The sequence below is a fragment of the Polaromonas sp. LjRoot131 genome (assembly GCF_964252805.1).
Taxonomy (GTDB): Bacteria; Pseudomonadota; Gammaproteobacteria; order Burkholderiales; family Burkholderiaceae_C; genus Polaromonas.
Genome location: NZ_CAXUPF020000001.1, coordinates 711,174 through 738,004, shown reverse-complemented (window position 1 = coordinate 738,004; position 26,831 = coordinate 711,174). Strand labels below are relative to the sequence as shown.

27 protein-coding genes are annotated in these 26,831 nt (G+C 65.5%); 17 read left to right on the top strand and 10 right to left on the bottom strand.

Annotation, left to right across the window (positions count from 1 at the left end):
* The first annotated feature begins 109 nt into the window (after window positions 1–109).
* The 6 genes from ACSQ27_RS03520 to ACSQ27_RS03495 all read left to right on the top strand — a co-directional run bounded on the left by ACSQ27_RS03520 (window position 110) and on the right by ACSQ27_RS03495 (window position 5,212).
* Complete coding sequence (locus tag ACSQ27_RS03520; RefSeq protein ID WP_436154095.1) at window positions 110–1,927, top strand: M14 family metallopeptidase; 1,818 nt, start codon at window positions 110–112, stop codon at window positions 1,925–1,927.
* A 225-nt stretch (window positions 1,928–2,152) separates the two neighbouring features.
* Window positions 2,153–2,548 carry an RNA-binding protein gene (locus tag ACSQ27_RS03515; protein ID WP_436154094.1) on the top strand — a complete coding sequence of 132 codons (396 nt, stop codon included), beginning with the start codon at window positions 2,153–2,155 and terminating at the stop codon, window positions 2,546–2,548.
* Between the two features lie 89 nt (window positions 2,549–2,637).
* Window positions 2,638–3,165: a cupin domain-containing protein gene (locus tag ACSQ27_RS03510; RefSeq protein WP_436154093.1), complete on the top strand. Its 528-nt coding sequence runs from the start codon at window positions 2,638–2,640 to the stop codon at window positions 3,163–3,165.
* A 27-nt stretch (window positions 3,166–3,192) separates the two neighbouring features.
* Window positions 3,193–3,912, top strand: coding sequence for a glutathione binding-like protein (locus tag ACSQ27_RS03505; RefSeq protein ID WP_436154092.1), 720 nt, complete (start codon window positions 3,193–3,195; stop codon window positions 3,910–3,912).
* Window positions 3,913–3,935: 23 nt separating this feature from the next.
* A complete protein-coding gene (locus ACSQ27_RS03500; RefSeq protein WP_436154091.1) occupies window positions 3,936–4,556 on the top strand; it encodes a 2-hydroxychromene-2-carboxylate isomerase in 621 nt (206 codons plus the stop codon).
* 38 nt (window positions 4,557–4,594) lie between these two features.
* The gene (locus ACSQ27_RS03495; RefSeq protein WP_436154090.1) at window positions 4,595–5,212 is read left to right on the top strand and encodes a DJ-1/PfpI family protein; all 618 of its coding nucleotides are present in this window, start codon (window positions 4,595–4,597) and stop codon (window positions 5,210–5,212) included.
* A gap of 7 nt (window positions 5,213–5,219) precedes the next feature.
* On the opposite strand, the gene ybaL is transcribed toward ACSQ27_RS03495, so the two are convergent.
* The 4 genes from ybaL to phaC form a co-directional block, all read right to left on the bottom strand.
* Complete coding sequence (gene ybaL, locus ACSQ27_RS03490; RefSeq protein ID WP_436154089.1) at window positions 5,220–6,938, bottom strand: YbaL family putative K(+) efflux transporter; 1,719 nt, start codon at window positions 6,936–6,938, stop codon at window positions 5,220–5,222.
* A 245-nt stretch (window positions 6,939–7,183) separates the two neighbouring features.
* Window positions 7,184–7,921, bottom strand: a complete 738-nt coding sequence (phbB, locus tag ACSQ27_RS03485; protein WP_436154088.1) for an acetoacetyl-CoA reductase — start codon at window positions 7,919–7,921, stop codon at window positions 7,184–7,186.
* 137 nt (window positions 7,922–8,058) lie between these two features.
* Complete coding sequence (locus ACSQ27_RS03480; protein ID WP_436154087.1) at window positions 8,059–9,237, bottom strand: acetyl-CoA C-acetyltransferase; 1,179 nt, start codon at window positions 9,235–9,237, stop codon at window positions 8,059–8,061.
* Between the two features lie 69 nt (window positions 9,238–9,306).
* Window positions 9,307–11,049, bottom strand: a complete 1,743-nt coding sequence (gene phaC / locus ACSQ27_RS03475) for a class I poly(R)-hydroxyalkanoic acid synthase (protein ID WP_436154086.1) — start codon at window positions 11,047–11,049, stop codon at window positions 9,307–9,309.
* Between the two features lie 105 nt (window positions 11,050–11,154).
* Between phaC and ACSQ27_RS03470 the strand changes: the two genes are divergently transcribed.
* Entirely contained in the window at window positions 11,155–11,442 is a 288-nt protein-coding gene (locus ACSQ27_RS03470) for a hypothetical protein (RefSeq protein ID WP_436154085.1), read from the top strand.
* Between the two features lie 10 nt (window positions 11,443–11,452).
* Here ACSQ27_RS03470 and pgeF read toward each other — a convergent pair whose 3' ends face one another.
* Window positions 11,453–12,232, bottom strand: a complete 780-nt coding sequence (gene pgeF / locus ACSQ27_RS03465; RefSeq protein ID WP_436154084.1) for a peptidoglycan editing factor PgeF — start codon at window positions 12,230–12,232, stop codon at window positions 11,453–11,455.
* Window positions 12,233–12,239: 7 nt separating this feature from the next.
* Window positions 12,240–12,878, bottom strand: coding sequence for a maleylacetoacetate isomerase (maiA, locus tag ACSQ27_RS03460; RefSeq protein ID WP_436154083.1), 639 nt, complete (start codon window positions 12,876–12,878; stop codon window positions 12,240–12,242).
* Between the two features lie 125 nt (window positions 12,879–13,003).
* On the opposite strand from maiA, the gene ACSQ27_RS03455 reads away from it, so the two are divergent.
* A complete protein-coding gene (locus ACSQ27_RS03455) occupies window positions 13,004–14,038 on the top strand; it encodes an NADP-dependent oxidoreductase (protein WP_436154082.1) in 1,035 nt (344 codons plus the stop codon).
* Window positions 14,039–14,042: 4 nt separating this feature from the next.
* On the opposite strand, the gene ACSQ27_RS03450 is transcribed toward ACSQ27_RS03455, so the two are convergent.
* Entirely contained in the window at window positions 14,043–14,528 is a 486-nt protein-coding gene (locus ACSQ27_RS03450) for a DUF1566 domain-containing protein (protein ID WP_436154081.1), read from the bottom strand.
* Window positions 14,529–14,669: 141 nt separating this feature from the next.
* Complete coding sequence (locus tag ACSQ27_RS03445; RefSeq protein WP_436154080.1) at window positions 14,670–15,614, bottom strand: LysR substrate-binding domain-containing protein; 945 nt, start codon at window positions 15,612–15,614, stop codon at window positions 14,670–14,672.
* 122 nt (window positions 15,615–15,736) lie between these two features.
* On the opposite strand from ACSQ27_RS03445, the gene ACSQ27_RS03440 reads away from it, so the two are divergent.
* Window positions 15,737–16,939: an MFS transporter gene (locus ACSQ27_RS03440; protein WP_436154079.1), complete on the top strand. Its 1,203-nt coding sequence runs from the start codon at window positions 15,737–15,739 to the stop codon at window positions 16,937–16,939.
* A 74-nt stretch (window positions 16,940–17,013) separates the two neighbouring features.
* Window positions 17,014–18,216 (top strand): SGNH/GDSL hydrolase family protein, encoded by a 1,203-nt coding sequence (locus ACSQ27_RS03435; RefSeq protein WP_436154078.1) that lies wholly within the window; start codon window positions 17,014–17,016, stop codon window positions 18,214–18,216.
* Here ACSQ27_RS03435 and ACSQ27_RS03430 read toward each other — a convergent pair.
* On the bottom strand, window positions 18,213–18,935 hold the full coding sequence (locus ACSQ27_RS03430) for a GntR family transcriptional regulator (RefSeq protein ID WP_436154077.1): 723 nt from the start codon (window positions 18,933–18,935) through the stop codon (window positions 18,213–18,215). The two genes, ACSQ27_RS03435 and ACSQ27_RS03430, sit on opposite strands and share 4 nt — an antisense overlap.
* Before the next feature lie 75 nt (window positions 18,936–19,010).
* Between ACSQ27_RS03430 and ACSQ27_RS03425 the strand changes: the two genes are divergently transcribed.
* Genes ACSQ27_RS03425 through ACSQ27_RS03410 form a run of 4 tightly spaced genes read left to right on the top strand, consistent with a single transcriptional unit; the run spans window position 19,011 to window position 22,578 of the window.
* Window positions 19,011–20,426, top strand: a complete 1,416-nt coding sequence (locus ACSQ27_RS03425) for a Rieske 2Fe-2S domain-containing protein (protein WP_436154076.1) — start codon at window positions 19,011–19,013, stop codon at window positions 20,424–20,426.
* The gene (locus tag ACSQ27_RS03420) at window positions 20,423–21,904 is read left to right on the top strand and encodes a glutamine synthetase family protein (protein WP_436154075.1); all 1,482 of its coding nucleotides are present in this window, start codon (window positions 20,423–20,425) and stop codon (window positions 21,902–21,904) included. The genes ACSQ27_RS03425 and ACSQ27_RS03420 overlap by 4 nt, the downstream gene beginning before the upstream one ends.
* A 26-nt stretch (window positions 21,905–21,930) precedes the next feature.
* Window positions 21,931–22,254 (top strand): 2Fe-2S iron-sulfur cluster-binding protein, encoded by a 324-nt coding sequence (locus ACSQ27_RS03415; protein WP_436154074.1) that lies wholly within the window; start codon window positions 21,931–21,933, stop codon window positions 22,252–22,254.
* 21 nt (window positions 22,255–22,275) lie between these two features.
* Window positions 22,276–22,578 (top strand): antibiotic biosynthesis monooxygenase family protein, encoded by a 303-nt coding sequence (locus ACSQ27_RS03410; RefSeq protein ID WP_007870788.1) that lies wholly within the window; start codon window positions 22,276–22,278, stop codon window positions 22,576–22,578.
* Window positions 22,579–22,651: 73 nt separating this feature from the next.
* On the opposite strand, the gene ACSQ27_RS03405 is transcribed toward ACSQ27_RS03410, so the two are convergent.
* Complete coding sequence (locus ACSQ27_RS03405) at window positions 22,652–23,095, bottom strand: MarR family winged helix-turn-helix transcriptional regulator (protein WP_436154073.1); 444 nt, start codon at window positions 23,093–23,095, stop codon at window positions 22,652–22,654.
* A 137-nt stretch (window positions 23,096–23,232) separates the two neighbouring features.
* Here ACSQ27_RS03405 and ACSQ27_RS03400 point away from each other — a divergent pair, with 137 nt between their 5' ends.
* From ACSQ27_RS03400 to ACSQ27_RS03390, 3 genes are read left to right on the top strand one after another with little or no spacing between them, the layout of a single operon-like run.
* On the top strand, window positions 23,233–24,432 hold the full coding sequence (locus tag ACSQ27_RS03400; RefSeq protein ID WP_436154072.1) for a 3-hydroxybenzoate 6-monooxygenase: 1,200 nt from the start codon (window positions 23,233–23,235) through the stop codon (window positions 24,430–24,432).
* Window positions 24,433–24,457: 25 nt separating this feature from the next.
* Window positions 24,458–25,426: a Bug family tripartite tricarboxylate transporter substrate binding protein gene (locus ACSQ27_RS03395; protein WP_436154071.1), complete on the top strand. Its 969-nt coding sequence runs from the start codon at window positions 24,458–24,460 to the stop codon at window positions 25,424–25,426.
* Between the two features lie 16 nt (window positions 25,427–25,442).
* The gene (locus ACSQ27_RS03390; RefSeq protein WP_436154070.1) at window positions 25,443–26,816 is read left to right on the top strand and encodes an FAD-dependent oxidoreductase; all 1,374 of its coding nucleotides are present in this window, start codon (window positions 25,443–25,445) and stop codon (window positions 26,814–26,816) included.
* Window positions 26,817–26,831 lie beyond the last annotated feature (15 nt).

The following is a 26,831-nucleotide window of genomic DNA, read 5'->3' as shown; positions in this document are numbered from 1 at the left end:
GCCCATCGCACTGTGGCGGCGGCGCAAACCGGCGCGCCGCGCCCATGCAAGGCGGGTAACATGGACGGTCCATCCATAGCACCCGGCCACGCTTGAGGCGCAGAAATCCATGACGACCACCCTGCCGCAATCTCCCAAGACACAGCTCCCCGCCTCACGCATTCACGGCATGCGGCCGCTCGCCCTGCTGGCACCGCTGGCCTTGCTGGCCGCCTGCAGCTCCGTTCCGCTGCCGCCCTGGACACCGGGCCAGCCAGCCGCCGTACCGGCTCCCGCGCCTGCCGCCCAGCGCCCTTCCTCGCCAGTGATTCCGCCCGCGGCCGTGCAGGTGACGCCCGTCGCGCCGGCCACACCTTATCCGCCCGCCGCGCAGGCGGAGGCGCCCGCCCCTTACAGTGCCGCGGTGGCCGCCCGCTTCCCGGCGCCGTCAGTGACCTACAACACCCCCGGCCTGCAAGCCGGCCGCAGCGCCTTCACCACTCAGGCGGAAATCCAGGCCTGGCTGCGCGAACAGGCGGCCGCCGCCACGCGTACACCCGGCATACGGGCCAGCGTGCTGGCCATAGGCCGCTCGCAACGCGGCGAAACACTGGAGGCGCTGGTCCTCACGCGTGCCGGCGGCACCGACCCCGCCGTCATGCAAGCCGCAGGCAAACCCACGGTGCTGCTGGTCGGCCAGCAGCACGGCGACGAGCCCGCCGGCAGCGAGGCGCTGCTGGTGATCGCGCGGGAACTCGCGCAAGGCCTGCTGCAGCCGGTGCTGGAGCGCATCAACGTGGTCATCGTTCCGCGCGGCAATCCCGACGGCGCCGCCGGCGACCAGCGCGCCACCAGCGGCGGGCTGGACATGAACCGCGACCACCTGCTGCTCAACACACCCGAGGCCCAGGCACTGGCCCGGCTGGCCCGCGACTACAACCCGACCGTGGTGGTTGACGCCCATGAATACACGGTAGTAGGCCGTTACCTGCAGAAATTCGGCACGGTGCAGAAATTCGACGCGCTGTTCCAGTACGCCACCACCGCCAACCTGCCCGAGTTTCTGACCAAGGCCGCCGAAGAGTGGTACCGCCGCCCGCTGCTGGCCGCGCTCAAGGCCCAGAACCTCAGCAGCGAGTGGTACTACACCACGTCCAGCGACCTGGCCGACAAAAAAATCTCCATGGGCGGCACACAGCCCGACACCGGCCGCAACGTGAACGGCCTGAAAAACGCCGTCAGCCTGCTGATCGAAACGCGCGGCGTCGGCATAGGCCGCCTGCACATCCAGCGGCGGGTGCACACCCAGGTCACGGCGATCACCAGCGTGCTGGCCAGCACCGCCCAGCGCGCCAACGAGCTGCACCAGCTGCGGCCCTACCTCGACAAGGAAGTCAGCGCCCAGGCCTGCAAGGAACAGGCCGTCATCGAAGCCGGCCCCACCGCCGCCCAGTACGAACTGCTGATGCTGGACCCTGTCACCGGCGCAGACAAGGCCGTCAACGTGGACTGGGATTCGGCGCTGGCGCTGCGCACCCTGAAGGCGCGGGCCCGCCCCTGCGGCTACTGGCTGTCGGCGGCCTCCACCGTGGCCGTCGACCGGCTGCGGCTGCACGGCGTGCAGGTCATGCGCGTCGCCGAACAGGGCTCCATGCTGGGCGACAGCTACCGTGAAACCGCCAGCACCTCGGGCGAACGCCAGGACGTGCGCGGCGCGATCGCCGACGGCAACGCCATCATCAAGGTGCAGGTCAGCCTGACGCGCGGCGTGGTCGACGTGCCGCGCGGCAGCTACTACGTGCCGCTCAACCAGCCCATGGCCAACCTGGTAGTGGCGGCGCTGGAACCCGACACCCAGAGCAGCTTTTTCGCCAACCAGATCCTGCGCGGGCTGCAAAGCACGGTGCGAGTAATGGCTGAGCCGACGATCAAGCTGGAAGACTTGTAGCCCCCACGCTTTTCACTTCGAGCCAGTGGCGCGCTGCCCCATTCCTCACGTAAGGGGCGCTGCGCCTGCGGCCCCTGCCTGAAACGAGAACGCCCATAGTTTCTCAACAGCCGGTCACTTGACGACCGCGTCTGACAGGAAGAGGATGTCATGGCTGACCGGGAATTTGCAATTTCCGCGCCTTAATGATTCGTTGATGCAACGCAATGCATGAAAGGACTCGTCATGAAGCACTTTGAAATGACCAAAAAAATGCTCAGTATGGGCGGCACGTTTTATCCCACCGGCTACGCCTTCATCATGTTCCCGGACGCCGAGGATGCCAAACAGGTGGCCCAGGAACTGGAGGTGGGCAGCGATGGCGTCATGCTGCTGACGCCGGAAGAGATCCTCGCCGACATCGGCCATGCGGACGGACATTCGGACGTGCGCCTGCCGCGCGTCGGCACCGAGGGCGCCACGGTCCATAAATACGTGGACCTGGCCCGCGAGGGTCACCATGCGCTGATGATCCCCGTGCCGAACAAGGAGGTCACGGAGCGGATCATGACCGTGGTACGCAAGGTGCCCTTTTCCTACGCGCAGAAATACCACAGCCTGGCCATCGAAGACCTGGAATAAGAGGTCCGGAGCGGCTACTGTCCCACTGGGGCCGAAGGGCAATCGCCGCTGATTGAAAGCCGGCCCGGCTTTGAGGCACACTGCGCCTCATGCCCCAGTCCAGCCATCCCGCCTCCACACCCTCGCCACGCGCGCGGCAACTGATTGAACAGCTGCAGCTCCAGCCCCACCCTGAGGGCGGCTGGTACCGCGAGGTGTTCCGCTCCACAGGCCAGGTCTTGCCGCAGGACGGCAGGCCCGCGCGCAGCGCCCTGACCTCGATTTATTTTCTGCTCGAAACCGCGCAGCACTCGCGCTGGCACCGCGTGCTGTCCGACGAGGTCTGGGTGCACCTGGAAGGCGCGCCGCTGGAACTCTGGACCTGGGACGCGGCGGACAGCCGCCTGCACGGCGCGGTCCTGGGCCCCGTGGGCGCCGCCACCATTCCCCAGCACGTCATCGCCGCCGGCCTGTGGCAAGCCGCGAGGCCCAGCGCCGGGGACGGTGCGGGCTATACGCTCGTGGCCTGCATGGTCGGGCCGGGCTTTGATTTTGCGGATTTCCGGATGATGGCGCCCGGCGGCAGCGAAGCCCTGCGCATCACGTCCGACCACCCACAGCTGGCGCACCTGATTTAACGCACACCAGAATCCCGAGGATTTCCCATGATCGACCTGCACTACTGGCCCACACCCAATGGATGGAAGATTTCCATCATGCTCGAAGAATGCGGCCTGCCCTACCGCCTGGTGCCCGTCAACATCGGCAAGGGCGAGCAGTTCACGCCGGAGTTCCTGGCCATCAGCCCCAACAACCGCATGCCGGCCATCGTCGACCACGCACCCGCCGGCGGCGGTGCGCCCGTGCCGGTGTTTGAAAGCGGCGCCATCCTGCTCTACCTGGCCGAAAAAACCGGCCGCTTCCTGCCCACGGGATTGCGCGAGCGCTACCAGGCCCTGCAATGGCTGATGTGGCAGATGGGCGGGCTGGGCCCCATGGCGGGACAGAACGGCCACTTTCTTTTGTATGCGCCCGACAAAATCCCCTACGCCATAGACCGCTATGGCAAGGAGGTGGACCGGCTTTACGGCGTGCTCGATGCGCAGTTGGCGCGCACGGGCGCGCATGTGGCCGGCGCCGATTACTCCATTGCCGACATGGCCATTTTTCCCTGGGTACGCACGCACAAGGCCCAGCAAGTGGACCTGCAAAAGTTTCCCCATGTGCAGCGCTGGTACGACGCCCTGTTTGAAAGGCCCGCCGTCAGGCGCGGGCTGGATTTGGGCAAGGAGCTGCGCGCGCCGGCCCTCACCGAAGAGGCGCGCAAAGCCCTGTTCGGGCAGACCGCGCAAAGCGTGCGCGAAGGCGCGCACAAGGTTTCCTGATTTCCCCCACAAAGAGACAGACCATGATTGAATTTTTCTTCGACTGCTCCAGCCCCTGGACCTATATCGCCTTTCGCAACATCCAGCCGCTGGCGGCCGAGCTTCAGGAAACCATCCACTGGAAGCCGGTGCTGGTGGGCGGCATCTTCAACAGCGTCAACAAGGGCATTTACGCGGCGCGTGAAGACATGGACAGCCCCAAAAATCGCTACATGCTCAAGGACGTGCGGGACAACGCGCGCGAGGCGGGCCTGAAGATCGCCTTCCCGCCCAAGGTGTTCCCGGTCAACAGCGTCAAGGCCATGCGCGGCTGCCTGTGGATCGCGCAGGATGCGGCGGCCAAGCCGCATTACCTGGCCTTCATTGAAGCCACCTTCGCGGCCTATTTCACGCGCGAGGAAGACATCTCGCAGGACGAGGTGCTGGCCGCCATTTGCCGGCAAGTGGGCATTGACGCTGAAGCGTTCGCGGCGGGCATTGCCACACCCGGCATCAAAGAACAGCTCAAGGCCAACACCGACGAAGCCATCAGCCGCGGCGCCTTCGGCTCGCCCACCTTCTTTGTCGGCGAGGACATGTATTTCGGCAACGACAGGCTGGCGCTGGTGCGCTCGGCCGTGCTGCGGGCCAGGGCAAAAAACTAAGGCCGCTCGCCGAAATCCACTACCAAGAAAACTCCACCATGCACATCGCCATCCTCACCTTTGAAGGCTTCAACGAACTCGACTCGTTGATTGCGCTCGGCATCCTCAACCGGGTCAAGCTGCCGGGTTGGCGGGTCTCCATCGCCAGCCCGGCCGCGCGCGTCCGGTCCATGAACGGCGTGGTGCTTGAAGCCCAAGCCTCGCCTGCGGAGGCCGGCACGGCTGATGCGGTCATCGTCGGCAGCGGCATGCGCACGCGCGAAGTGGTCGCAGATGCGGCCTTGATGGCGCAATTGCGGCTGGATCCTTCACGGCAGCTGCTGGGCGCGCAATGCTCGGGCACGCTGGTGCTGGCCAAGCTGGGCCTGATCAATGGCGTGCCGGCGTGCACCGACCTGACGACCAAGCCCTGGGTCGAGGAAGCCGGTGTCGAGGTGCTGAACCAGCCCTTTGTGGCCAGGGGCAATGTCGCGACGGCGGGCGGCTGCCTGGCGTCGCAGTACCTGGCCGCCTGGGTGATTGCCCGCCTGGTGGGCCTGGAGGAAGCGCGCAGCGCGATGCACTACGTCGCGCCCGTGGGAGAAAAAGAAGACTACGTCGCGCGCGCGATGAAAAACATCACGCCGTTCATGGACACGGCGCTGGCCACGGCCTGAGGCAGCGCTAGTGGCTTGCGCCTGGCGTTGCGGCTGAGGCGGCCGCGCCGGAGCGCTCCAGCACATGGCGGGTCATGGACTGCGCGAGTTCGTGCTCACCGAGGAAGACCTTGCCGGCCTTCTCGCTGTCGAGCAGCCGCGCTTCGGCCTCGTTGTGGGTGCGTACCACGATTTCAATGGCGGGGTTGAGCGCCCGCGCCGTCGCCACCATCTGCCGCACGTCCAGCGTGTCGGGCGTGGCGATCACCAGCATGCGCGCCTGCGCGATGTGCGCCTGCACCAGCACCTCGGCCTCCACGGCGTCGCCTGACACGGCGGCCATGCCCTGTGCCCGCAGCCGTTCCACGGCCTCGCGGTTCTGCTCGGCCACCACAAAAGGGATGTGATTTTCCTTGAGCGCCTCGGCAATGCGACGCCCCACCCGTCCGTAACCGACCAGCACCACGTGCTGCGACAAATATTTTTCGTCGGTGGTGGCCGGCAGTTCGGCAGTCGGGTCGTCACGCGCTTCGAGCTTGCGCGCCAGCGGCGACTTGGCCAGTATCCATTGCTGCAGCGGCTCCACCGCCTTGAACACCAGCTGATTGAGGGCGATCGAGATCAAGGCGCCGGCCAGCACCAGGCTTTGCCCCTCGCGCGGCAGCAGGTCCAGCGAGGCGCCCAGGCCGACCAGGATAAAGGAGAACTCGCCGATCTGCGCCAGGCTGGCCGACACCGTGAGCGCGGTGTTGAGCGGATAGCGAAAGGCCATCACCAGCACGCCGGCCGCCAGGGTCTTGCCCACGATGATGATGCCGACCACGGCCAGCACCTGCAGCGGCCGCTCGAGCAGCACCCAGGGGTCGAACAGCATGCCCACGGACACGAAGAACAGCACGGCGAAAGCGTCGCGCAGGGGCAGCGACTCTTCGGCGGCCCGGTGGCTGAACTCGGATTCGCGCATCACCATGCCGGCGAAGAAAGCGCCCAGCGCGAAAGAGACGCCGAACAGCGCCGTGGCACCGAAGGCGATGCTCACGGCGGCCGCCACCACGCACAGCGTGAACAGTTCGCGCGAACCGGTGCGCTGCACCTGCCACAGAACCCAGGGGAAAAAGCGGCGCCCCACCACCAGCATCAGGGCCACAAAACCGCCCACCTGCAGCAGCGTGATGCCCAGCGTTTTCCACAGCGCGTTGACGTCGGCATCGACCTTGCCCGACAACCAGCCGCCCAGCGGCGGCAGCAACACCAGCACCAGAACCATGGCCAGGTCTTCGACGACCAGCCAGCCCACGGCGATGCGCCCATTGACCGAATCAAGGATGCCGCGGCTTTCGAGCGCGCGCAGCAGCACCACGGTGCTGGCCACCGAGAGCGACAGGCCGAACACCAGCGCACCGCCCAGGTTCCAGCCCCACCAGTGCGCCAGGCCCATGCCCAGCGCGGTGGCCACCGTCATCTGCACGACGGCGCCGGGCACCGCGATCTTGCGCACCGCCAGCAGGTCGTCAAGGGAAAAATGCAGGCCCACGCCGAACATCAGCAGCATCACGCCGATTTCGGCGAGCTGGCTGGCGATCTCCGCATCGGCCACAAAACCGGGCGTGAACGGCCCGATGATCACGCCGGCCAGCAGGTAGCCCACCAATGCGGGCAAACGCAGCCGCACGGCGAGAAAACCAAAAATGAGGGCCAGGCCCAGGCCGGCGGCGATGGTGCTGATCAGAGAAACGCTATGGGGCATGCGAGAGGGATTCCTTCAGAGAGAGGTGAAGAGCCTTTTCAGGCTCCAAGGAAGGCCTGCGACGCAGCCCGGCAGGCGGGCTGTCCCCGTAGAACACGTGGGTTTAATTTACTACAGTCGCGCGAGCGCTCAGCCGCCAAATCCCCACGCCGCCACGGGATGTTCGCGTCGGCACCGTATGCCAGGCCATGCGCCGGGCATAAAAAAACCCGCCGAGGCGGGTTTAGCAAGCGCGCCAGCGGCGCTCAGCCCATGTGCAGGCCGCCGTTGAGCGAGAAGTCGGCACCCGTGGCATAACCACCTTCTTCGGACGCGATCCACGCAATGATGGAGGCGATTTCTTCGGGCTGGCCCAGGCGCTTGGCCGGAACGCCCGCCACGATTTTTTCCAGCACGTCGGGGCGGATGGCCTTGACCATGTCGGTGCCGATATAGCCGGGGCTGACCGTGTTGACCGTCACGCCCTTGGCCGCGACTTCCTGTGCCAGGGCCATGGTGAAGCCGTGCAGGCCGGCCTTGGCGGTGGAGTAGTTCACCTGGCCGAACTGGCCTTTCTGGCCGTTGACGGAGGAGATGTTGATGATGCGGCCAAAGCCCGCTTCGATCATGCCCTCGATGACCTGCTTGGTCACATTGAACATGCTGTTGAGATTGGTGGAAATCACCGCATCCCAGTCGGCCTTGCTCATCTTGCGGAACTGGCCGTCGCGCGTGATGCCGGCGTTATTGACCAGCACCGAGACAGGGCCGTGTTCGGCCTTGACCTTGTCAAAGGCCGCGACGGTGGAATCCCAGTCGCCGACATTGCCCACCGAAGCGTAAAAAGTGTGGCCCAGCGCTTTTTGCTCGTCAATCCACTTGGTGAAGTCGCGCGTGGGGCCGCAGCCCGCGATCACCGTGAAACCATCTTTCGACAGGCGCTGGCAGATGGCGGTTCCAATGCCGCCCATGCCGCCCGTGACGTACGCTACTTTTTTTGCCATTGCGATCTCCTTGAATGATTTTGTGAATTATTGAAATACCGTTGAACGGTCCAACCGTCTGCTACGAATCCGATAGCTATGAATCCAATAGCTCTGCATGCACGATTTATGCCGGTTGAACCATTGTTACCGCAAGCTCAGCGTTCCAGTGTGAGGGCAACCCCCATGCCGCCGCCTATGCACAGGCTGGCGATGCCCTTTTTAGCGTCGCGGCGCGCCATCTCGTGCAGCAAGGTCACCAGGATGCGGCAGCCTGAGGCGCCGATCGGGTGGCCGATGGCGATGGCGCCGCCGTTGACGTTGACCTTGCTGGTGTCCCAGCCCATCTCCTTGTTGACCGCGCAGGCCTGGGCCGCAAAGGCTTCGTTGATCTCGAGCAGGTCCAGGTCCTGGGCTTTCCAGCCCGCGCGCTGCAGCGCCTTGGTCGAGGCCGGCACCGGGCCCATGCCCATGTAGGCCGGGTCCAGGCCGGTGGTGGCGTAGCTGGCGATGCGCGCCAGGGGCTTCAGGCCCAGCGCGGCAGCTTTCTTGGCCGTCATGACCATCACAGCGGCGGCGCCGTCGTTCAGGCCCGAAGCATTGCCGGCCGTCACGCCGCCCGCTTTGTCGAAGGCCGGGCGCAGGCCGGCCAGGCCTTCGGCGCTGGTCTTGCGGTTGATGAACTCGTCGGCGGCAAACACCACCGGGTCGCCCTTCTTCTGCGGGATGGTGATGGGGATGATTTCGTCCTTGAACTTGCCGGCGTCCTGCGCGGCCGCGGCCTTGGTCTGGCTGGCCAGGGCCAGCGCGTCCTGCGCCGCTCGGTCAATGCCGTATTTCTTCGCCACGTTCTCGGCGGTGATGCCCATGTGGTACTGGTTGTAGACGTCCCACAGGCCGTCGACGATCATGGAGTCGACCATCTTCCAGTCACCCATGCGCTGGCCGTCGCGCGAGCCGTTCAGCACGTGCGGCGCGGCGCTCATGTTTTCCTGGCCGCCGGCGATCACGATTTCGCTGTCACCCGTGGCCACGGCCTGGGCCGCCAGCATCACCGACTTGAGGCCGGAGCCGCACACGGCGTTGATGGTCAGGCCCGGGATGCCGTTGGGAAAGCCGGCCTTGATGACGGACTGGCGCGCCGGGTTCTGGCCGACGCCGGCCGTGAGCACCTGGCCCAGGATGACTTCACCGATCTGGTCGGCGCTGAGGCCGGAGCGCTCCAGCACGCCCTTGATGACGGCCGCGCCGAATTCGGTCGCGGGAATCTTGGCCAGCGAGCCGCCGAATTTACCCACGGCGGTGCGGCCGGCTGCAACGATAACGATGTCTTCCATGATGTGTTCCCTTATGAAGTTTCGGAGATGGTTTTTAAAAAATGATGACAGGGCGGTGCGCGCGGGGCCTCAAGCCCTGGCTTTGACGTAACGGCCCGGTGCGGGTTCTATGACCTGGTGCTTGCGGCTGCCGTAGGCCTTGGGCGCGGCAACCTGTTTTCCGGCATGGCCCTTGAGCCAGTCCGACCAGTCCGTCCACCAGCTGCCGGGGTGTTCGGTCGCGCCCTTGAGCCATTCGGCCTGGGTGGCCGGGAATTTGCCCTGGGGCAGCTTGTCGCGCGTCCAGTAGCTGCGTTTTTTCTTGGCCGGCGGGTTGATCACGCCGGCGATGTGGCCCGAAGCCCCCATCACAAAACGTTTGGGGCCCGGCAGATGCTGGGTGGAGGCATAGGCGCCGCCAACCGGCACGATATGGTCTTCACGCGAGCCGTAGAGGTAGACCGGGATGTCGACCTTGCGCAGGTCGACCTTCTGCCCGCAGACCACGGCCTTGCCGGGCTTGACGAGGTTGTTCTCGAAATAGGTGTTGCGCAGGTACCAGGCATAAAAAGGCCCGGGCAGGTTGGTGGAGTCGCTGTTCCAGTAGAGCAGGTCGAAGGGCGGCGGGGTTTCGCCCTTGAGGTAGTTGCCCACCACGTAGTTCCAGACCAGGTCGTTGGGCCGCAGGAAGCTGAAGGTGGAGGCCAGGTCCTGGCCCTTGAGCAGGCCGCCCTGCCCCATCTCGGCCTCGCGGTACTTGACCGAGGTTTCGTCGATGAAGATGTCCAGGATTCCGGTGTCGCTGAAGTCGAGGAAGGAGGTCAGCAAGGTGGCGCTGGCCACCGGCTTTTTGCCGCGTGCGGCGAGCACCGACAGCGCCGTGCCCAGGATGGTGCCGCCCACGCAAAAGCCCAGGGCGTTGAGCGTCTTGGCGCCGGTGATCTCTTGCACCACCTCGATGGCCTTGATGGCGGCGTGTTCAATGTAGTCGTCCCAGGTCTTGCCGGCCATGGACTCGTCGGGGTTGCGCCAGCTGACCACAAAGGTGCGGTGGCCCTGGCTCACCGCATAGCGGATCAGCGAGTTCTCGGGCTGCAGATCAAGAATGTAGAACTTGTTGATGCAGGGCGGAATCAGCAGGAAGGGCTTTTCGTAGACCTTGGGCGTAAGCGGCTTGTATTCGAGCAGCTGGAAGAATTCATTTTCAAACACCACCGCGCCTTCAGTGGTGGCGACGTTCTTGCCGACCTCGAACACGCGTTCGTCGGTCATGGAGACATAGCCCTGCTTCATGTCGTGCAGCAGGTTGGTGATGCCCTGGGCAATGCTTTCGCCCTGGCTCTGGATGGCTTTTTGCTGGGCCTCGGCATTGAGCGCCAGGAAATTGCTGGGCGCGGTGGCCGCCATCCACTGCTCGACGGCAAAGCGCACACGCGCGCGCGTCTTGGCGTCGGCCTGCACGGCGTCGGCCAGTTCCATCAGGGTGCGGGCGTTCAGCAAATAGGTGGAGGCGGAGAATTTTGAGACCGGATTCGCCTTCCAGGCTTCGTTGGAAAACCGCCGGTCGGAGGCCACCAGGGTGTCGGCACCGTCTTGCAGGCCCTGGTTCCACAGGGCCGAAGCGTCCGCGATGTAGCGCTGCTGCAGTTCCTGGAGCTTGGTGGGGTCGAACTGCAGCAGGGGCTGGCCCTGGGCACCATTCGCGCCGTTGGGGAAGCCAAAGCCCGGCGGCATGCCGCCGTTTGCCATCGCACCCATGGCCTGCTGCAGGCCCGCGGCAAAGGTCTCTTGCATCTGACGGGCCGCCTGGGCCCGGTTTGCGTCAGAATTCATCTGTCTCCCCGATCATGTTGAGTCTCGGTGACTCTTTTGAGCACACCATCAGTATCGTAGGATTTGCTTTAAAAATTCCTGACCGCACGCAGAGTTTCAATATTTATGTATTTGGTTGTCATCGCCTGGATTTACGTTGTGCTCATGATGAGCGTTGCCGAAGCTACCAACAGCAACGGCACGATCCTCGGGGCGGTGTTTACCTTTGTACTCTATGGACTGGGCCCTGTGGCATTGGTGGTTTACCTGATGGGTGCGCCTGCGCGCAGCAAGGCGCTCAAAAAACGCGCGGCACAGGAGTTCCTGCAGCAAACTGCAGATGCGGAGGCCGCCCGAGAAAAAAACGAAGAAATTCAAACGCCTGCCGCGCAAGCAACACCCAAGAATCCCTGACGGAAGCGCCTCAGGCGCGCCAGATGCAAGCGGCCATGCGCCCCGTCGTGCCGAAGCCGTTGCCCCTGGGCCCGGCATCGCGCCTGTGCGAAAAAAACCGCGAAGGATTAAGCACCGTGCACCAGGCATCGCTGCCGTCATTGCCATAAATATCGATGATGCCCAGCGCTTGCAGGCGCAGCCTCGCCAGGCCCGGCAGATCGGCCAGGTATTTGCCCGCGCTGGTCGGCACAAACAGGCGACCGGCTTCAGACTGGACGGCTTCGAACGCGGCCTTGACTTCGGCGCCAACCTCAAAGGCAGAAGGTCCTATACAAGGCCCAAGCCAGGCGAGGATGCGGGCATCGGTGTTCATCGCGGCATGCACCGATTCAAGAACGCCCTTCCCGTCTTTGTTGCCTGCCAACCCGCGCCAGCCCGCATGCGCGGCCGCCACCAACGCGCCGTCTTCCGTCGCGAACAGAACGGGAAGGCAGTCAGCCACCATGATGGTGCATGCCACGCCGGCATTCCGGGTCACGCAAGCATCGGCCTGCAAGCCGTCGTTAGTGGTCGCATCCAGCGCGAGCACTTCGCTGCCGTGCACCTGCTGCAGGAAGACCGCGCGGCGGCCCAGGGCCTGGCGCAACAAAGCGCGGTTGGCAGCGACCTTGGCCGGAAGGTCGCCGACGTGGTCGCCCAGGTTCAGGCTGTCATAAGGCGCATCCGACAGGCCGCCGGCCCGGGTGGTAAAGACCGCCCGCACACCGGCGGGCGCGGGCCAGTCGGGAATCAGCCAATCCGCATGCACAACGAACTCAGGCTTCGTTATCAGGGCAAGCCGAAGGCTGGGCCTTCTGGAAAGCCGGCAGCGCCATGCAGGCGTCGAATGCCGCCATGGTGCGCGGCAAGCCGTCAAAGCTCACGTTGAAGCGTTTGGCGTTGAAGATCTGCGGCACCAGGCAGCAGTCGGCCAGCGTGGGCGTATCGCCGTAGCAATAGGTCGATGCCGGCAGTTGGGCCAGCTGGCGTTCAAAGGCTTCCAGCCCTTCGCGGCACCAGTGCACGTACCAGGCGTTTTTGGCGGCTTCGTCGAGCTTGAGTTCCTTGACCAGGTATTTGAGGACACGCAGGTTGTTGACCGGGTGGATTTCGCAGGCGATGGACTGGGCCAGCGCGCGCACCTTGGCACGGCCCAGCGCGTCGGCGGGCAGCAGGGCCGGCGTGGGGTGCTTTTCGTCGAGGTATTCGATGATGGCCATGGACTGCGAAAGTTTTTCACCGTCGACTTCGAGCAGCGGCACCAGGGTGTCGGCGGCCAGGGCGGCGTAAGGCGGCTGCTTGTGCTCGCCTTTGGCGATGTGCACGGGAATGTAGTCGTAGCTCAGGCCCTTGAGTTCCATCGCGATGCGTACACGAAACGACGAAGAAGAGCGGAAATAGTTGTGGAGTTTCATCTCTAAAGCATAAACCGAAACCGTTCCGGACCGCCGTGCGAATCGCCTGCGCGACTGACGCGAGGCCATGCCGCCACTACTATTCCTGCCACAACCCTTTTCAACAGATTCAGCGGAGACACCCCATGAGCGCCATCACCAGCCTGAGCAACCACCAGATCCGATTGGCGAGCCGCCCCGTCGGCCTGCCCACCCGCGACAACTGGAGCTTCACCACCGAGCCCGTCGCCGAACCCGGCCCGGGCGGCGTGCTCGTCAAGACCTTGTACCTGTCGCTGGACCCGGCCATGCGCGGCTGGATGAACGATGCCAAGAGCTACATCCCGCCGGTGGAAATCGGTGCCGTGATGCGCGCCGGTGGCGTGGGCAAAGTGATTGCCTCGCAGAACCCGGCCTTTGCCGTGGGCGACTATGTGAACGCCGCGCTCGACGTGCAGGAGTACTGCCTGATCCCGGCCGACCAGGTCAAGCGCAGCGGCATGTTCAAGATCGATCCGCGCCTGGGCCTGACCTCCTGGCTTAATGTGCTGGGCCTGCCCGGCATGACCGGTTATTTCGGCCTGCTGGAAGTCGGCCTGCCCAAGGCGGGCGAAACCGTGGTGGTGTCGGGTGCGGCCGGCGCCGTGGGCCAGACCGTGGGCCAGATCGCCAAACTCAAGGGCTGCCGCGTGGTCGGCATCGCCGGCGGCAAGGCCAAGTGCGACTGGGTGGTCAAGGAGCTGGGCTTTGACGCCTGCATCGACTACAAGAACGGCGACGTGCGCGCCGGGCTCAAGGAACACTGCCCCAAGGGCATAGACATTTACTTCGACAACGTGGGCGGGGAAATCCTGGACATGGTGCTGGCGCGCCTGGCGCGCGGCGCCCGCATCATCATCTGCGGCGCGATCAGCCAGTACAACAACACCACGCCCGTCAAGGGCCCGGCCAACTACCTGTCGCTGCTGGTGAACCGCGCCCGCATGGAAGGCATTGTGGTGTTCGACTACGCCGACCGCTACCACGTCGGCGTGGCCGAGATGGCCGGCTACCTCAAGGCCGGCACCATGAAAAGCAAGGAAGACATCGTCGTGGGCCTGGACACTTTCCCGGAAACGCTGCTCAAGCTCTTCAACGGCGAGAACTTCGGCAAGCTGGTGCTGCAGGTGGCGGCGGATTGAGGATTTACTTGCCTCCGCGCACCAGCCGCACGGCGGCCGCGGTGGCGCGCGGGGCTTCGCCGGCGCTGCCGTCACCGAACCCCACAAAGGTGAAATAGCCCGGGCCGGTGCTGCTCGATGTCCAGAAGCGCGCGATCGGCGTGGCGGGAAAGGCATTGGGGTCTATCGCCGCCTTGTCCACGTCAGCTTCCCGTGCAGAAACGATGCTGGACAGTTCTTTGAGAATGGGCAGTCGCCATTCGGCCCCCGGCGCGGAAGCCGCCTTGGCGCGCGCGGCCGCGTCAGGTGCGCTTAAAAAAGCGGCCTGCCCGGTGCAGGTCTTGCCCTTGAAGACCATGCCCTCGGCGCAGCGGCGCCAGATCAGGCCGGTGCGGCTGTCGGTGACTTCCTGGCCGTCGGCGGAAGGCGTGAAGCGCTCCTGCGCAAAGCCGGAACCGGCCAGCGACAGCAGCAGGGCAAAACCCAGGGTGCGAACAGGAACGCGGTGCATAGACATCCTCCATGGCCGGAGCGGCCCTTGTAGCCTTACGACTTGTTACCAATGCTAGGCAAGTTATGCCGCGGCAACCATAGGGAAGCTATCTAGTGGCTAATACCAATCGGGTATACCTGCAAGCCGCCCCGGGGCCTGTCAGGGCAGGTAATCCGGGCCGACGCCGCCGGCATCCAGCACCTCCTGCGTGACCTGCTCCACCAGGAAATCCAGCAGCACGCGCACGCGCGCCGGCAGGCGGCCGCCCCGGCCGACAAACACCGCATGGATGGGCTCGCGCTCACCCGGGTTGAGGTCCTCGGCCACCGTCACCAGGCGGCCCGCGTCAAGGTCGCGGCGGATGTGGAACATGGACATGCGGGCCAGGCCCGCACCCGCCAGCACGAGGTGTCGCAGCGCCTCGCCGTCGCTGGCGCGCGCATAGCCGGTGATCGGCAGTTGCTGGATCTGGCCGTCCACGCGCACCGGCCAGTAATGCATATTGCGTTTGAAGGTATGGGCCAGGCGCTGATGCGCCTCCAGCTCTTGCAGCGTGCGCGGCGTGCCGTGGCGTGCGAGGTAAGCCGGGCTGCCGACGATCAGCTGCGCCGTGTCGCCCAGGTGCCGCGCCACCAGCTGGGATGAAGCGAGCGCACCCCAGCGTATGGCCACGTCTGTGCGCTCGTTCAGCAGATCGACCACGCGGTCGGTCAGCGTGATGTCCAGCGAGATGTCGGGATAGCGCTCGTGAAAGGCCGGCACCAGCGGCAGCAGCAGGCGGTGCGCGGTCGGCATGCTGGCATTGATGCTGACGCGCCCGCGCGGCATGGCGCCGGCGGCGGCGCCGCGCTCGGCCTCGTCCATGTCGGCCAGCACGCGCGTGCTTTGTTCGTAAAACGTCGTGCCTTCGGGCGTGAGCTGCAGCTTGCGGGTGGAGCGGTTGACCAGCCGCGTGCCGAGACGCGCCTCCAGCCGGGTGACCAGCTTGCTGACGGCCGAAGGCGTCATGCACAGCTGGCGTGCGGCGGCCGAAAAACCACCTTTGTCCACCACCTGGACAAAAGCTTCCATCTCGCCGGAGCGGTTGACGTCTATGCGGGGCATGGCAGGTATTCTGGCGCTGTTTATTGTGAATTGAATTCACAAATGATTGTCTCCAGCGCATTCTAGTCAAGATAGCGCTTCGTCTCCACACTAAGCGCATCCTCTTTTCACAGGCGACTTTCATGGATGCGCGCAAATCAACCACTTCACTTCCTCTAGGCCTGTTGGCCCTCACCGTCGGCTCCTTCGGCATAGGCACGACCGAATTCGTCATCATGGGCCTGCTGATGCAGGTCTCCGCCGACCTCGGCGTCAGCATCGCTTCGGCGGGCCTGCTGATTTCCGGGTACGCCCTGGGCGTGGCGGTGGGCGCGCCGGTGCTGACCCTGGCCACACGCAAGCTGCCGCGCAAAACCGTGCTGCTGGCGCTGATGGCCATCTTCACGCTGGGCAACCTGGCCTGCGCGCTGGCGCCGGACTATTCCAGCCTGATGGCCGCACGCGTGATCACCTCGCTGGCGCATGGCACCTTCTTTGGCGTGGGCTCCATCGTCGCCACCGGCCTGGTCGCGCCTGAGCGCAAGGCTTCGGCGATTGCCATCATGTTCAGCGGCCTGTCGCTGGCTACCCTGCTCGGCGTGCCGGCCGGCGCCTGGCTGGGCCTGCACTATGGCTGGCGCTCCACCTTCTGGGTGGTGGCGCTGATCGGCCTGCTGGCTTTTCTGGTGCTGGCGATTTTTGTGCCGCGTAGCGCGGCGGGAAACGGCAACGGCTCCATCCGCCAGGAACTGGCCGGACTGGCCCGCCCGCAAGTGATGCTGGGCCTCTTGATGACGGTGTTCGGTTTTGCCGGCGTGTTCGCGATCTTCACCTACATCCAGCCCATCCTGACCCAGCTCACCGGCTTCAGCGAGGCCGCGGTGTCGCCCATCCTGCTGGTGTTCGGCGGCGGCATCTTCATCGGCAACCTGCTGGGCGGCCGCCTGGCCGACCGCGGCCTGCGCATGTCCCTGCTGGTCACGCTGGGCGCGACGGCGCTGGTGCTGGGTGCGATGGGTTTTGTGCTGCATTCGCCGGTGGCCACAGTGCTCTTCGTCGGTCTGCTGGGCGTGGCCTCTTTTGCCACGGTGGCGCCGCTGCAGATGCGCGTGCTGCAGCAGGCCCACGGCGCGGGCCAGAACCTGGCGGCCAGCCTCAACATAGGCGCCTTCAACGTGGGCAATGCGCTGGGCGCCTGGCTGGGCGGCCTGGTCGTGAGCAGCTCCTTCGGCCTGGGCGGACTGAGCTGGCTGGCGGCATCGATCACCGTCGCGGGCATCGCCATCACGCTGTACAGCCTGTCGCGTGACAAGGCCGGGCTGCCTGTCAATGCCGTCACCTGCTGAGCGCCGTCATCATGAATGCCTTTCTCAAACTTCGCGCCTTTCTATCCCCCCTCTTAATCGCACTGCTATGCGCTTTGCTTCCGCAGGCGCAAGCGGCCGACGGCAACTGGGTCCCGGGCTGGACAGCCAGCCCACAGCCTGTCTGGGCCGGTGATTTCGTTTTGCCGCTGGGCCTTCCGTCCAGCCTGCGCGACCAGACGGTGCGCCAGGTGGTGCGCGCCGGTGTGGGCGGCTCACGCGTGCGCATCGTGCTGTCCAACGAGTACGGGACCCAGCCCTTGCAGATTGGCGCGGCCCGCATCGCGGCGGCAGGCGACGCGGCAGGCAGCACCAGCGGGCCCAGCCTGGCCTTGACCTTTGGCGGCCAAACCACGGCCACCGTGCCGGCAGGCGCGCCCCTCGTGAGCGACCCGGTCGCGATGGACGTCGCGCCGCTGCAGCGCCTGGCCGTCAGCCTTTACCTTCCGCAAACAACGCCCCTCACGACCATCCACTGGGACGGCCTGCAACCCGCGCAGATCGCGGCGGGCTATGTCGCCGGCGCGGCTAGCGTCAAGGCTGACAGCGTGGTGAACAGCCGACTCTTCCTCAGCGCGGTGCTGGTAGAAGCGGCGCCGGGAACGCGCAGCGTGGTGGCCTTTGGCGATTCCATCACCGACGGCGCGGCCTCCACGCCGGATACGGACCAGCGCTGGCCGGATTTCCTGGCGTGCCGCCTGGCCGGCCGGAACGTGGCCGTGCTCAATGCCGGCATCTCGGGCGGGCGGGTGCTTAAAAACCACATGGGCCCCAATGCGCTGGCGCGTTTTGACCGCGACGTGCTGGGCCAGCCCGGCGTGGCCAGCGTGGTGCTGCTGATGGGCATCAACGACATCAGCTGGCCCGGCAGTACGTTTGAACCCCAGGAGCCGCCCACGCAGGCCGACGCCCTGATCGCCGGCTACCGCCAGCTGATCACCCGCGCGCGCAGCCGCGGCGTGCGCATCGTCGGCGCCACGCTGACGCCCTTTGAAGGCGCGCTGACCATGCCGGGCTCACCGATCGCGAACTATTACAGCCCCGCGAAGGACGCGCTGCGCCAGCGCATCAATGCGTGGATACGCGGCAGCGGCGAATTCGATGCGGTGCTGGATTTCGACGCGGTGGTGCGCGACCCGCAGAACCCGCTCAGGATATTGCCGGCCTATGACTCGGGCGACCACCTGCACCTGGGCGATGCGGGCAACAAAGCCGTAGCCGACTCCGTCGACCTGAAGCTTCTGCTGGGCGAGCGCTAACCGCCCACGACGAGGCGCAAACCCGGCATCACACTTTCCGTTTCGGCGCGCCGCTCCAGCGCCATGCGCATGTTCATTTGCGCCACCTCGGTGTGCTCCACGGCCAGGGCCTGGGCGCGCGCGCCTTCGCCGGCCTTGAGCGCCGCGAACAGCATGTGGTGCTGGCGGTGCGCGTAGTGCATCCAGTCGCGGTCCTGCTCCAGTGTGGACTGCATGGGCAGCATGGCCGAGGCCGAGGCAAAGGGCAGCTTGTCGTTGAGTTCGATGGCGCGCTGCAAGGCGCGGTTGCCGCTGGCCTCCAGGATCAGCGCGTGGAAGCGGTCGTTCATGGCGGCATAGGCCGCGTAGTTCTCATAACCCAGCGGGTTGGCCGCCAGCGCGCGGTCGCCTTCGTCGAGGCAGGACTGCAAATCGAGCTGCAGCTGGCGCGACACGCCATGTTCGGCCACCAGGCGCGCCGCCATGCCTTCCAGGTGGCCGCGCACCGCGATCGCGTCGGCCACTTCGCGCGGCGTGAACTGGCGCACCAGGTATTTGCCGGTGTCATTGGCTTCGACCAGCCCCTCCTGCTCCAGCGTGACCAGCGCGGCCCGCACCGGGGTGCGCGATGCGCCCAGGCGCTCGGCCAGTTGCTGCTCGGCCAGGCGCTGGCCGGGCTCGAACTCGCCGCGCAGGATCAGGTCCCGCAACTGCATCAACACGGTTTCTTGCAAGTTCATGGCGAGGAATGTACACTGAATTTTAATTTTGGGATACCGTTTCAAGGTTTTATCCAGCACCACAAGGCCCCACGCATGAACGCCGAACAAAACGAACTGCTGACCCGCATCACCGCCGGCACCCCCTGCGGCAAGCTGCTGCGCCAGTACTGGCAACCCGCCGCGCTGGTGGACGAGTTCAACCCGGCGCTGGACCCGCGCATGGAAATCCGCCCGGTCAAGGCTTTGAAGCTGTTCGGCCAGGACCTGGTGCTGTTCAAGGACGCCTCGGGCGCCTGGGGCCTGCTGGACCGCGACTGCGCCCACCGCGGCGCCGACCTGTCTTTCGGACGCCGCGAAAGCCTGGAACAAGGCGGCGGCCTGCGCTGCCCTTTTCACGGCTGGAAATTCGCCACCGACGGCCGCTGCCTTGAAACACCAGCCGAACCCACCGGCAGCAAGCTGTGCGAACGCATACGCCAGCGCAGCTACCCGGTCGTTGAAAAAGCCGGCGTGCTGTTTGCCTGGCTGGGCGACGAAGGCAGCACACCGCCGCCCTTCCCCGCGTTTGACTGTTTCACCGCGCCGGCCACGCACAGTTTTGCCTTCAAGGGCTTGTGGAACGCCAACTGGCTGCAGGCCTTCGAAGTCGGCATAGACCCTGCCCACCCGTCATTCCTGCACCGTTTTTTGCAGGACAACCCGCTGGACGATATCGGCGACAACCCTGCCGGCAAGCAGTTCCGCAGCGCCAGCGCCGGCAGCAAGGACGGCGAGCAGTGGCCGATGACGCGCATCATGCGCGAGTTCGCCCAGCCCGACATCAGTTTCGAGAACAAGCCCTGGGGCATGCAACTGACCGCGCTGCGCGCCATGACCGACAAACTGACCCACGTGCGCGTGACCAACGCCATCTTCCCGGCGACCTTTGTGATCCCGCTGTCGGAAACCATGACCATCACCCAGATGCATGTGCCGGTGGACGATACCAATACCTACTGGTACACCTTCTTCACGAGCTTCGCCGGCCCGTTGGACCGCGAAAGCATGCGCGCCCAGCGCCAGCAGTTCATCGCGCTGCCCGACTACATCCCCAAGGCCGGCCGCCACAACGGCTGGAGCTTCAATGCCGAAGAGCAGATGAGCAGCACCTACCTGGGCATGGGCGAGGAAGACATCAACGTGCACGACCAGTGGGCCGTGGAAAGCATGGGCGCGATCCAGGACCGCACACGCGAGCACCTGGCCACCTCCGACAAGGTCATCATGGCGAACCGGCGCGTGCTGCTGAAAGCGATCGAAACCGTGCAGAACGGCGGCGTGGCGCCCGGCATCGCCGACCCTGCGCAGGCCGCGATGATCACCGGCCCGGACACGGTGGACGGCATCGCGCCGGCCGGCGAGTGGGCCCAATGGTGGCAAAGCACCGCCCGCGCCAAACGCGAGGGCGCGCCCTGGCTGGAGGCCGGGACTACTTCGCGCACTCCCGCCGACGCCGCAACACCATCATGAGCTTCGCGGCGCAATGCGGTGTCAACGACGCCGCGAGACAGGCCGCGCAGGGCGAGGCCGTGCGGCGCATCGAGGCCGGCGGCCTGGAGCTGCTGCGCTTCGCCTGGTGCGACCTGCACGGCATGCTGCGCGGCAAGACGCTGGTGGCGGCCGCCGCAGCCCAGGCCATGGCCGACGGCGTGGGCATGGTCAGCACGCTGCTGCTCAAGGACACGGCCGACCGCACCGCCTACAAGGTGTTCGAGGCCGGCGGCGCGGCTGGACTGCCGGGCTTTGAATTTGGCGGCAACGTGATGCTGCTGGCCGATCCGGCCAGCCTGAAAGAATTGCCCTGGGCGGAGAAAACCGGCTGGTTGCAGTGCCAGCCCTGGTTTCCCGACGGCAGGCCGGTAGCACTCGACACGCGCCGGGTGCTGCAGGACGCACTGGCAAAGCTGGCGGAAGCCGGCTACGGCATGAAGTGCGGGCTGGAGATCGAGTTCCACATCTACCGTATCACCGAGGGCGGACTGCAGCCCCAGCTGGATCCGGAACTGGCCGGCTGGCCCGGCCTGCCGCCCGAAGTGGACATGATCCACCCCGGCTACCACCTGCTGTCCGAGCAATGGGCGGACATGGCCGAGGAACCGCTGCGCATCGTGCAGCGCACGGCGCAAGCGCTGGGCCTGCCGCTTCTGTCGCTGGAAATCGAACTCGGCCCCAGCCAGGTCGAGGCGGTGTTCGAGGCCACCGATGCGCTGGCGGCTGCCGACAACATGGTGCTGTTTCGCAGCGCCGTGAAGCAGGCGCTGCGGCGCGCCGGCTACCACGCGACCTTTATGTGCCGCCCGCCCTTCCCGAACATCATGTCCAGCGGCTGGCATCTGCACCAGTCGCTGGTGGACCTGGCAAGCGGGGCCAACCTGTTCAAGCGCGCCAGCCCGGCCAGCGGCAGCACGCCGGCGGACGCGCAATACACGCTCTCGGAAACCGGCGAACATTACCTGGCCGGGCTGCTTGCGCATGCGCGCGGCATGACGGCTTTCTGCACGCCCACTGTCAACGGCTTCGGGCGTTTCCGACCCAACGCGCTGGCGCCGCAATCGATTTTGTGGGGCCGCGACAACCGCGGCGCCATGCTGCGTGTGGTCGGCCAGTGCAACGACAACAGCACGCGCATCGAAAACCGCCTGGGCGAGCCCGCCGCCAACCCGTATCTGTACCTGGCCTCGCAAATCCATGCCGGGCTGGACGGCATCGCGCGCCGCCTCAAGGCCCCGCCGGCCACCGATGCGCCCTATGGCGGCAGCACCGAGAAAATTCCCACCAGCTTGGGCGAGGCGCTGGAAGCGCTCAAAGCCGACGCCGTGCTGACGGCCGCCTTCGGCGATACTTTCGTTGACTACCTGATCCACATCAAACAGGCCGAAATCGCCCGCCATGCCGACGCCGAGGACAAGGACGACTGGCAAAGGCGCGAATACTTCAGCCGCATCTGACGGCCCAACAGGGCACTGCACACTTCATGATCACTCTCCATTTCATCGCGGCCGACGGCCGCGCCACCTCGACGCAAGGAAAACCCGGCAAAAGCCTGATGGAAGCCGCCGTGGCGGCTGGGATTGAGGGCATCGCCGCCGACTGCGGCGGGCTGTTGACCTGCGCCACCTGCCATGTGCACGTGCGGGAGCCCTACGCGTCCAGCCTGCCGCCGCCCGACGGCGAAGAGCTGGGCATGCTGGAGTTCACCGCCGCGCCGCGCAGTCCCGCCAGCCGCCTGAGCTGCCAGATCAAGCTCACAACCGCACTCGACGGATTGACGGTAGAGTTGCCGGTCACCCAGTATTAATAAATAAGGACAGCAAGCTTCATGATTCTCGAACTCGCCGACATCCGCATCCACCCTGGCCAGCAGGCCGCTTTTGACGAGGCCATACAGCGCGGCCTCCGCGAAGTGATTTCCAAAGCCAAAGGCTTCCAGGGTTTCAAGGTCAACAAGGGCATTGAAAGCCCCGAGCGCTACATCCTGCAGATTTTCTGGGATACGCTGGAAAACCACACCGTCGACTTTCGCCAGTCGCCGGCTTTTGCCGACTGGCGCGCCATCGTCGGGCCATTTTTCGCCGGCCCGCCCACGGTGGAGCATTTCGACCTGGTCGCCAAATCGGCCTGAGGTTTCGTCAACACAAACAAAAACGGGGCTGAAAAGCCCCGTTTTTATTTGGCATGCCGCCTTGCGCAGCGGCTTAGCGGCCGTCGTTCTCGTGGCCGGTGACCAGCTTGGCCAGCAACTGGTTCAGCTGGACCCGTTCGTTCTCGTCCAGCGGGGCCAGGATGCGCTGCTGGGTCTTGCTGACCGCGCGCTTCATCTGCAGCGCGACTTTCTCGCCCTCGGGCGTGGTCCACAGCAGCTTGCGGCGCTTGTCGGACGGATCGGCCTCGCGCTTGACCCAGCCCTTGGCTTCCAGCCGGCCTATCACCGAGCCGAAGGTGGCCGGGTCAAAAGCGACGCGTCCCGACAGCGTGATCTGGTCTTCGCCGGGGTCGTCCATCAAGGCATTCAGGATGGCAAACTGCACCGGTGTGGCGTCAAAACCGGCCGTTTCCTCCATAAAGATCGCCACCGCAAGCTGCTGCGCGCGGCGGATCAGGTGTCCGGGGGCTTCGCTGAAATTAAAAGTTTTTGCCATGTGCGGAGTTTAACGGCCCGCTTTGCAATTCAGGGTATCTACTAGGTACGCAATTAATAAGTATACTTATCATTAAGGCATTCAAACCCGCTCTCCCATCCGTTTCCCCGGTTCAAACCTACCCCATCCTCTCACATATGGCACAAACATCCCCACTCCCTCTCCTCATCTCGGGCGGCGGCATCGGCGGGCTGGCCGCGGCCATGGTGCTGGCCCAGGACGGCCATCGCGTGACCTTGTTCGAGCAGGCGGCGAGCTTCGGCGAAATCGGCGCCGGCATCCAGCTGGGCCCCAACATCTTTCGCATGTTCGACTACCTGGGCTTGACCGAGGCCGTCAACCGCGTGGCCTTTTTCCCGGCCGGCCTGGGCATGAACGACGTGCGCACCGGCGAAAAAGTCGTGCGTGTGCCGCTGGGCGATCTGGCCCGCGCGACCTACGGCTTCCCCTACGGCGTGATTTACCGTGCCGACTTGCACCAGGTCTTCCTGGATGCCTGCCGCGCCCAGCCCAATGTCACCCTGCGCACCAGCGCCAAGGTCGAGTCGTTTGACCAGACGGCCGACGGCGTGACGGTGAAGCTCGAGGGTGGTGAAACCGTCGAAGGCAGCGCGCTGATTGGCGCCGACGGCATGTGGAGCCGTATCCGCGAAGCCGTGGTCGGCGACGGCAAGCCCCGCGTGTCGGGCCACATCGCCTACCGCGCAGTGCTCAAGCGCGAGGATGTCCCGGCCCATTTGTGGAGCGACGACGTGACGCTCTGGGGCGGCGAAAAAACCCACCTGGTGCACTACCCGCTGCGCCGCGGCGAACTGTTCAACCTGGTCGCCGTGTTCCACAGCAACAAATACGACGAAGGCTGGAACACCTTTGGCGACACGGCCGAGCTCAATGAACGTTTTGCCCAAGCCTGCCCGCAGGTCAAGGAACTGCTGGGCAAGATCGAAACCTGGAAGATGTGGGTGCTGTGCGACCGCGAGCCGGTAAAAAACTGGACCGACAGGCGCGTGACCCTGCTGGGCGACGCGGCCCACCCCATGCTGCAGTACCTGGCCCAGGGCGCCGGCCAGGCCATCGAGGACGCGGTGGTCATGCGCGAGGCGCTGCGCCACACCCGCGGCGACGTGCCCAAGGCCTTCCAGAAATACCAGCAGGCGCGCTACCTGCGCACCGGCCGCGTGCAGCTGACCGCGCGTTTTTATGGTGATATTTACCATGCGGCCGGCGTGCAGCGCGAACTTCGCAACCAGATGTTCCAGAGCGGCACCGAAAGCGCGGGCTTCGCGGGCCTGAAGTGGATGTACGACGGAATCGAGCCGTCAAAACTGTTCCAATGACGCTTTTAAAGTTTCAGGGACCGTCATGAAGCCTTCCGTTGCCTTGTTTTCCGCCGTGTTTTTCGCCGTCTGTGCGCAATCCGCCGCAGCCGCTGACCCCGCCGCCTGGCCGACAAAGCCGGTGCGCATCCTCGTGGGCTTTCCCGGTGGTTCCACCCCCGACATGGCGGCCCGCACCTTGGCCGAACCGCTGAGCCGCGCGCTCGGCCAGCCGGTGGTCATAGAGAACAAACCAGGCGCATCGGGCAACATCGCGGCCGACCAGGTCGCCAAGGCCACCGACGACCACACCCTGGGTGTCGTGATCAACGGCAACCTGACTTCCGCCAAGCTGCTCTACCCCAAGCTGCCTTACGACCCGGCCAAGGACTTCACACCCATCTCGCTGCTGGCCACCGCACCGCTGGTGCTGGTGGCGCCCGCGAACGAGCCCAGCGGCGCTGAATTTTTCACGGCCGCGCGCCAGGGCGGCAGCCGCTGGAATTACGGCTCGGTCGGCAACGGCTCGGTCGCCCACCTGGGCATGGAGCTGCTCAAAAGCCGCATGCCCGGCCTCACCCCCGTGCACGTGCCCTTTGCCGGCAACCCGCAAGTGGTTACCGCCATGCTGGGCGGGCAGATCCAGATGGCGCTGATCCCGCCCGGCGTGGCCATGCCGCATGTGCGCTCCGGCAAGCTCAAAGCCATAGGCCTGACCGGGGGGCGCTCCTCGCTGGTGCCCGAAGTGCCGCCGCTGGCCGATGCCGGCGTCGCCAATGTCAACCTCGAAGTCTGGACGGCGCTGATTGGCCCGGCAGGATTGTCCAAAGCCGCGCAGGCGCGCCTCGCACAGGAAGTGCCGCGCATCATCCGTGACGCGGACACGCGGCAAAAGCTGTTCAACCAGGGCTGGCAGGCCGTAGGCACCTCGCCCGACGGCCTGAAAAGCCGCGTGAAGGACGAAGCCGCAATCCTGGGCAACATCATCAAGACGCGCGGCATCAAACTGGAATAGGCAATTGAAGACAACCATGCCCTCCATCACAGAACCCGCGCGCACCCTGCCCGTCTACGGCGAGTTCGACGTCGTCGTCGTCGGCGGCGGACCTGCCGGCCTGGCCGCCAGCGTCAGCGCAGCGCGGCACGGCGCGCGCACCTTGCTGGTGGAGCGCTACGGTTTCCTGGGCGGCATGGGAACGGCTGGTGGCGTCACCAATTTCGCGGGCCTTTACGGCCGCAAGAATGGCCAGATGCGGCAGGTGGTGCGCGGCGTCGCCGACGACCTGCTGCAGCGCATTGACGCACTGGGCGGCCTCAACGCACCGCAGGACGGCATGCAGGGCCGTATCCGCGTGCGCTCCTATGACGTGTCGGCCTACAAATGCGCGGCCGACCAGTTGCTGGTGGCCGCCGGCGTAAACATCCTTTTCCATGCCTGGGCCGCGGCCGTGGTGATGGAGGGCGATCGCATCAGCGCCCTGGTGGTGGAAACCAAATCCGGCCGCCAGGCGATACGCGCTGCGCGCTTTGTCGACTGCTCGGGCGACGCCGACGTGGCGAACTTCGCGGGCGTGCCTTTCGAGCTCGGTGACGGCCACGGCAGCGCGCTGTTTCCATCCACCATGTTTCGCGTCGGCCATGTCGATGCATCGCGCGCGCTGGCCGCCGTGGGCGAGTTCAAGGCCATCAACACCCTGATGGCCGAGAGCCAGGCGCGGCATCCGGGCCGCTACCAATTCCCGCGCGAAGGTGCGATCCTGCGTCCGCAAAAGAACCCCAGCGAATGGCGTGCCAACGTCACGCAGATCCGCAACGCCCAGGGCACGGCCATGGACGCCACCGACGCGCGCCAGCTCAGTGAAGGCGAACTCGAAGGCCGGCGCCAGATCACCGAATACTTCCGCTTCCTGCGCGATGAAGTACCGGGTTTTACGGAGTCCGCCATCGTGGACATCGCGCCCCAGGTCGGCATACGCGAGACGCGGCGCATCCAGGGTTTGTATGCACTGAGCGGCGAAGACATCCTCTCTTCGGCCCGCTTCGACGACGCCATCGGCACCAACGCCTGGCCGATGGAACTGCACGCCGACGGACGCATCGACTGGAAATTTCCACGCAATGTGGACGCCCCCAAGGGCAGTGCCTACAACGAACTGCCCTGGCGCATGCTGGTACCCCAAGGTGTTGCCAACCTGCTGGTGGCCGGGCGCTGCGCCTCGATGACGCATGAAGGCCAGTCGGCCGCCCGCGCCAGCGGCGGCTGTTTTGTGATGGGCCAGGCGGCGGGCACGGCGGCGGCCATGCCGGGCGCGGGCCGGGCTTTTGCCGACACCGACGTGAAGCAGTTGCAGCAGTTGCTCACGCAGGACGGTGTGTATTTCGACAACAACGACGGCGATCTTTAACCCAAGAGACTGGAT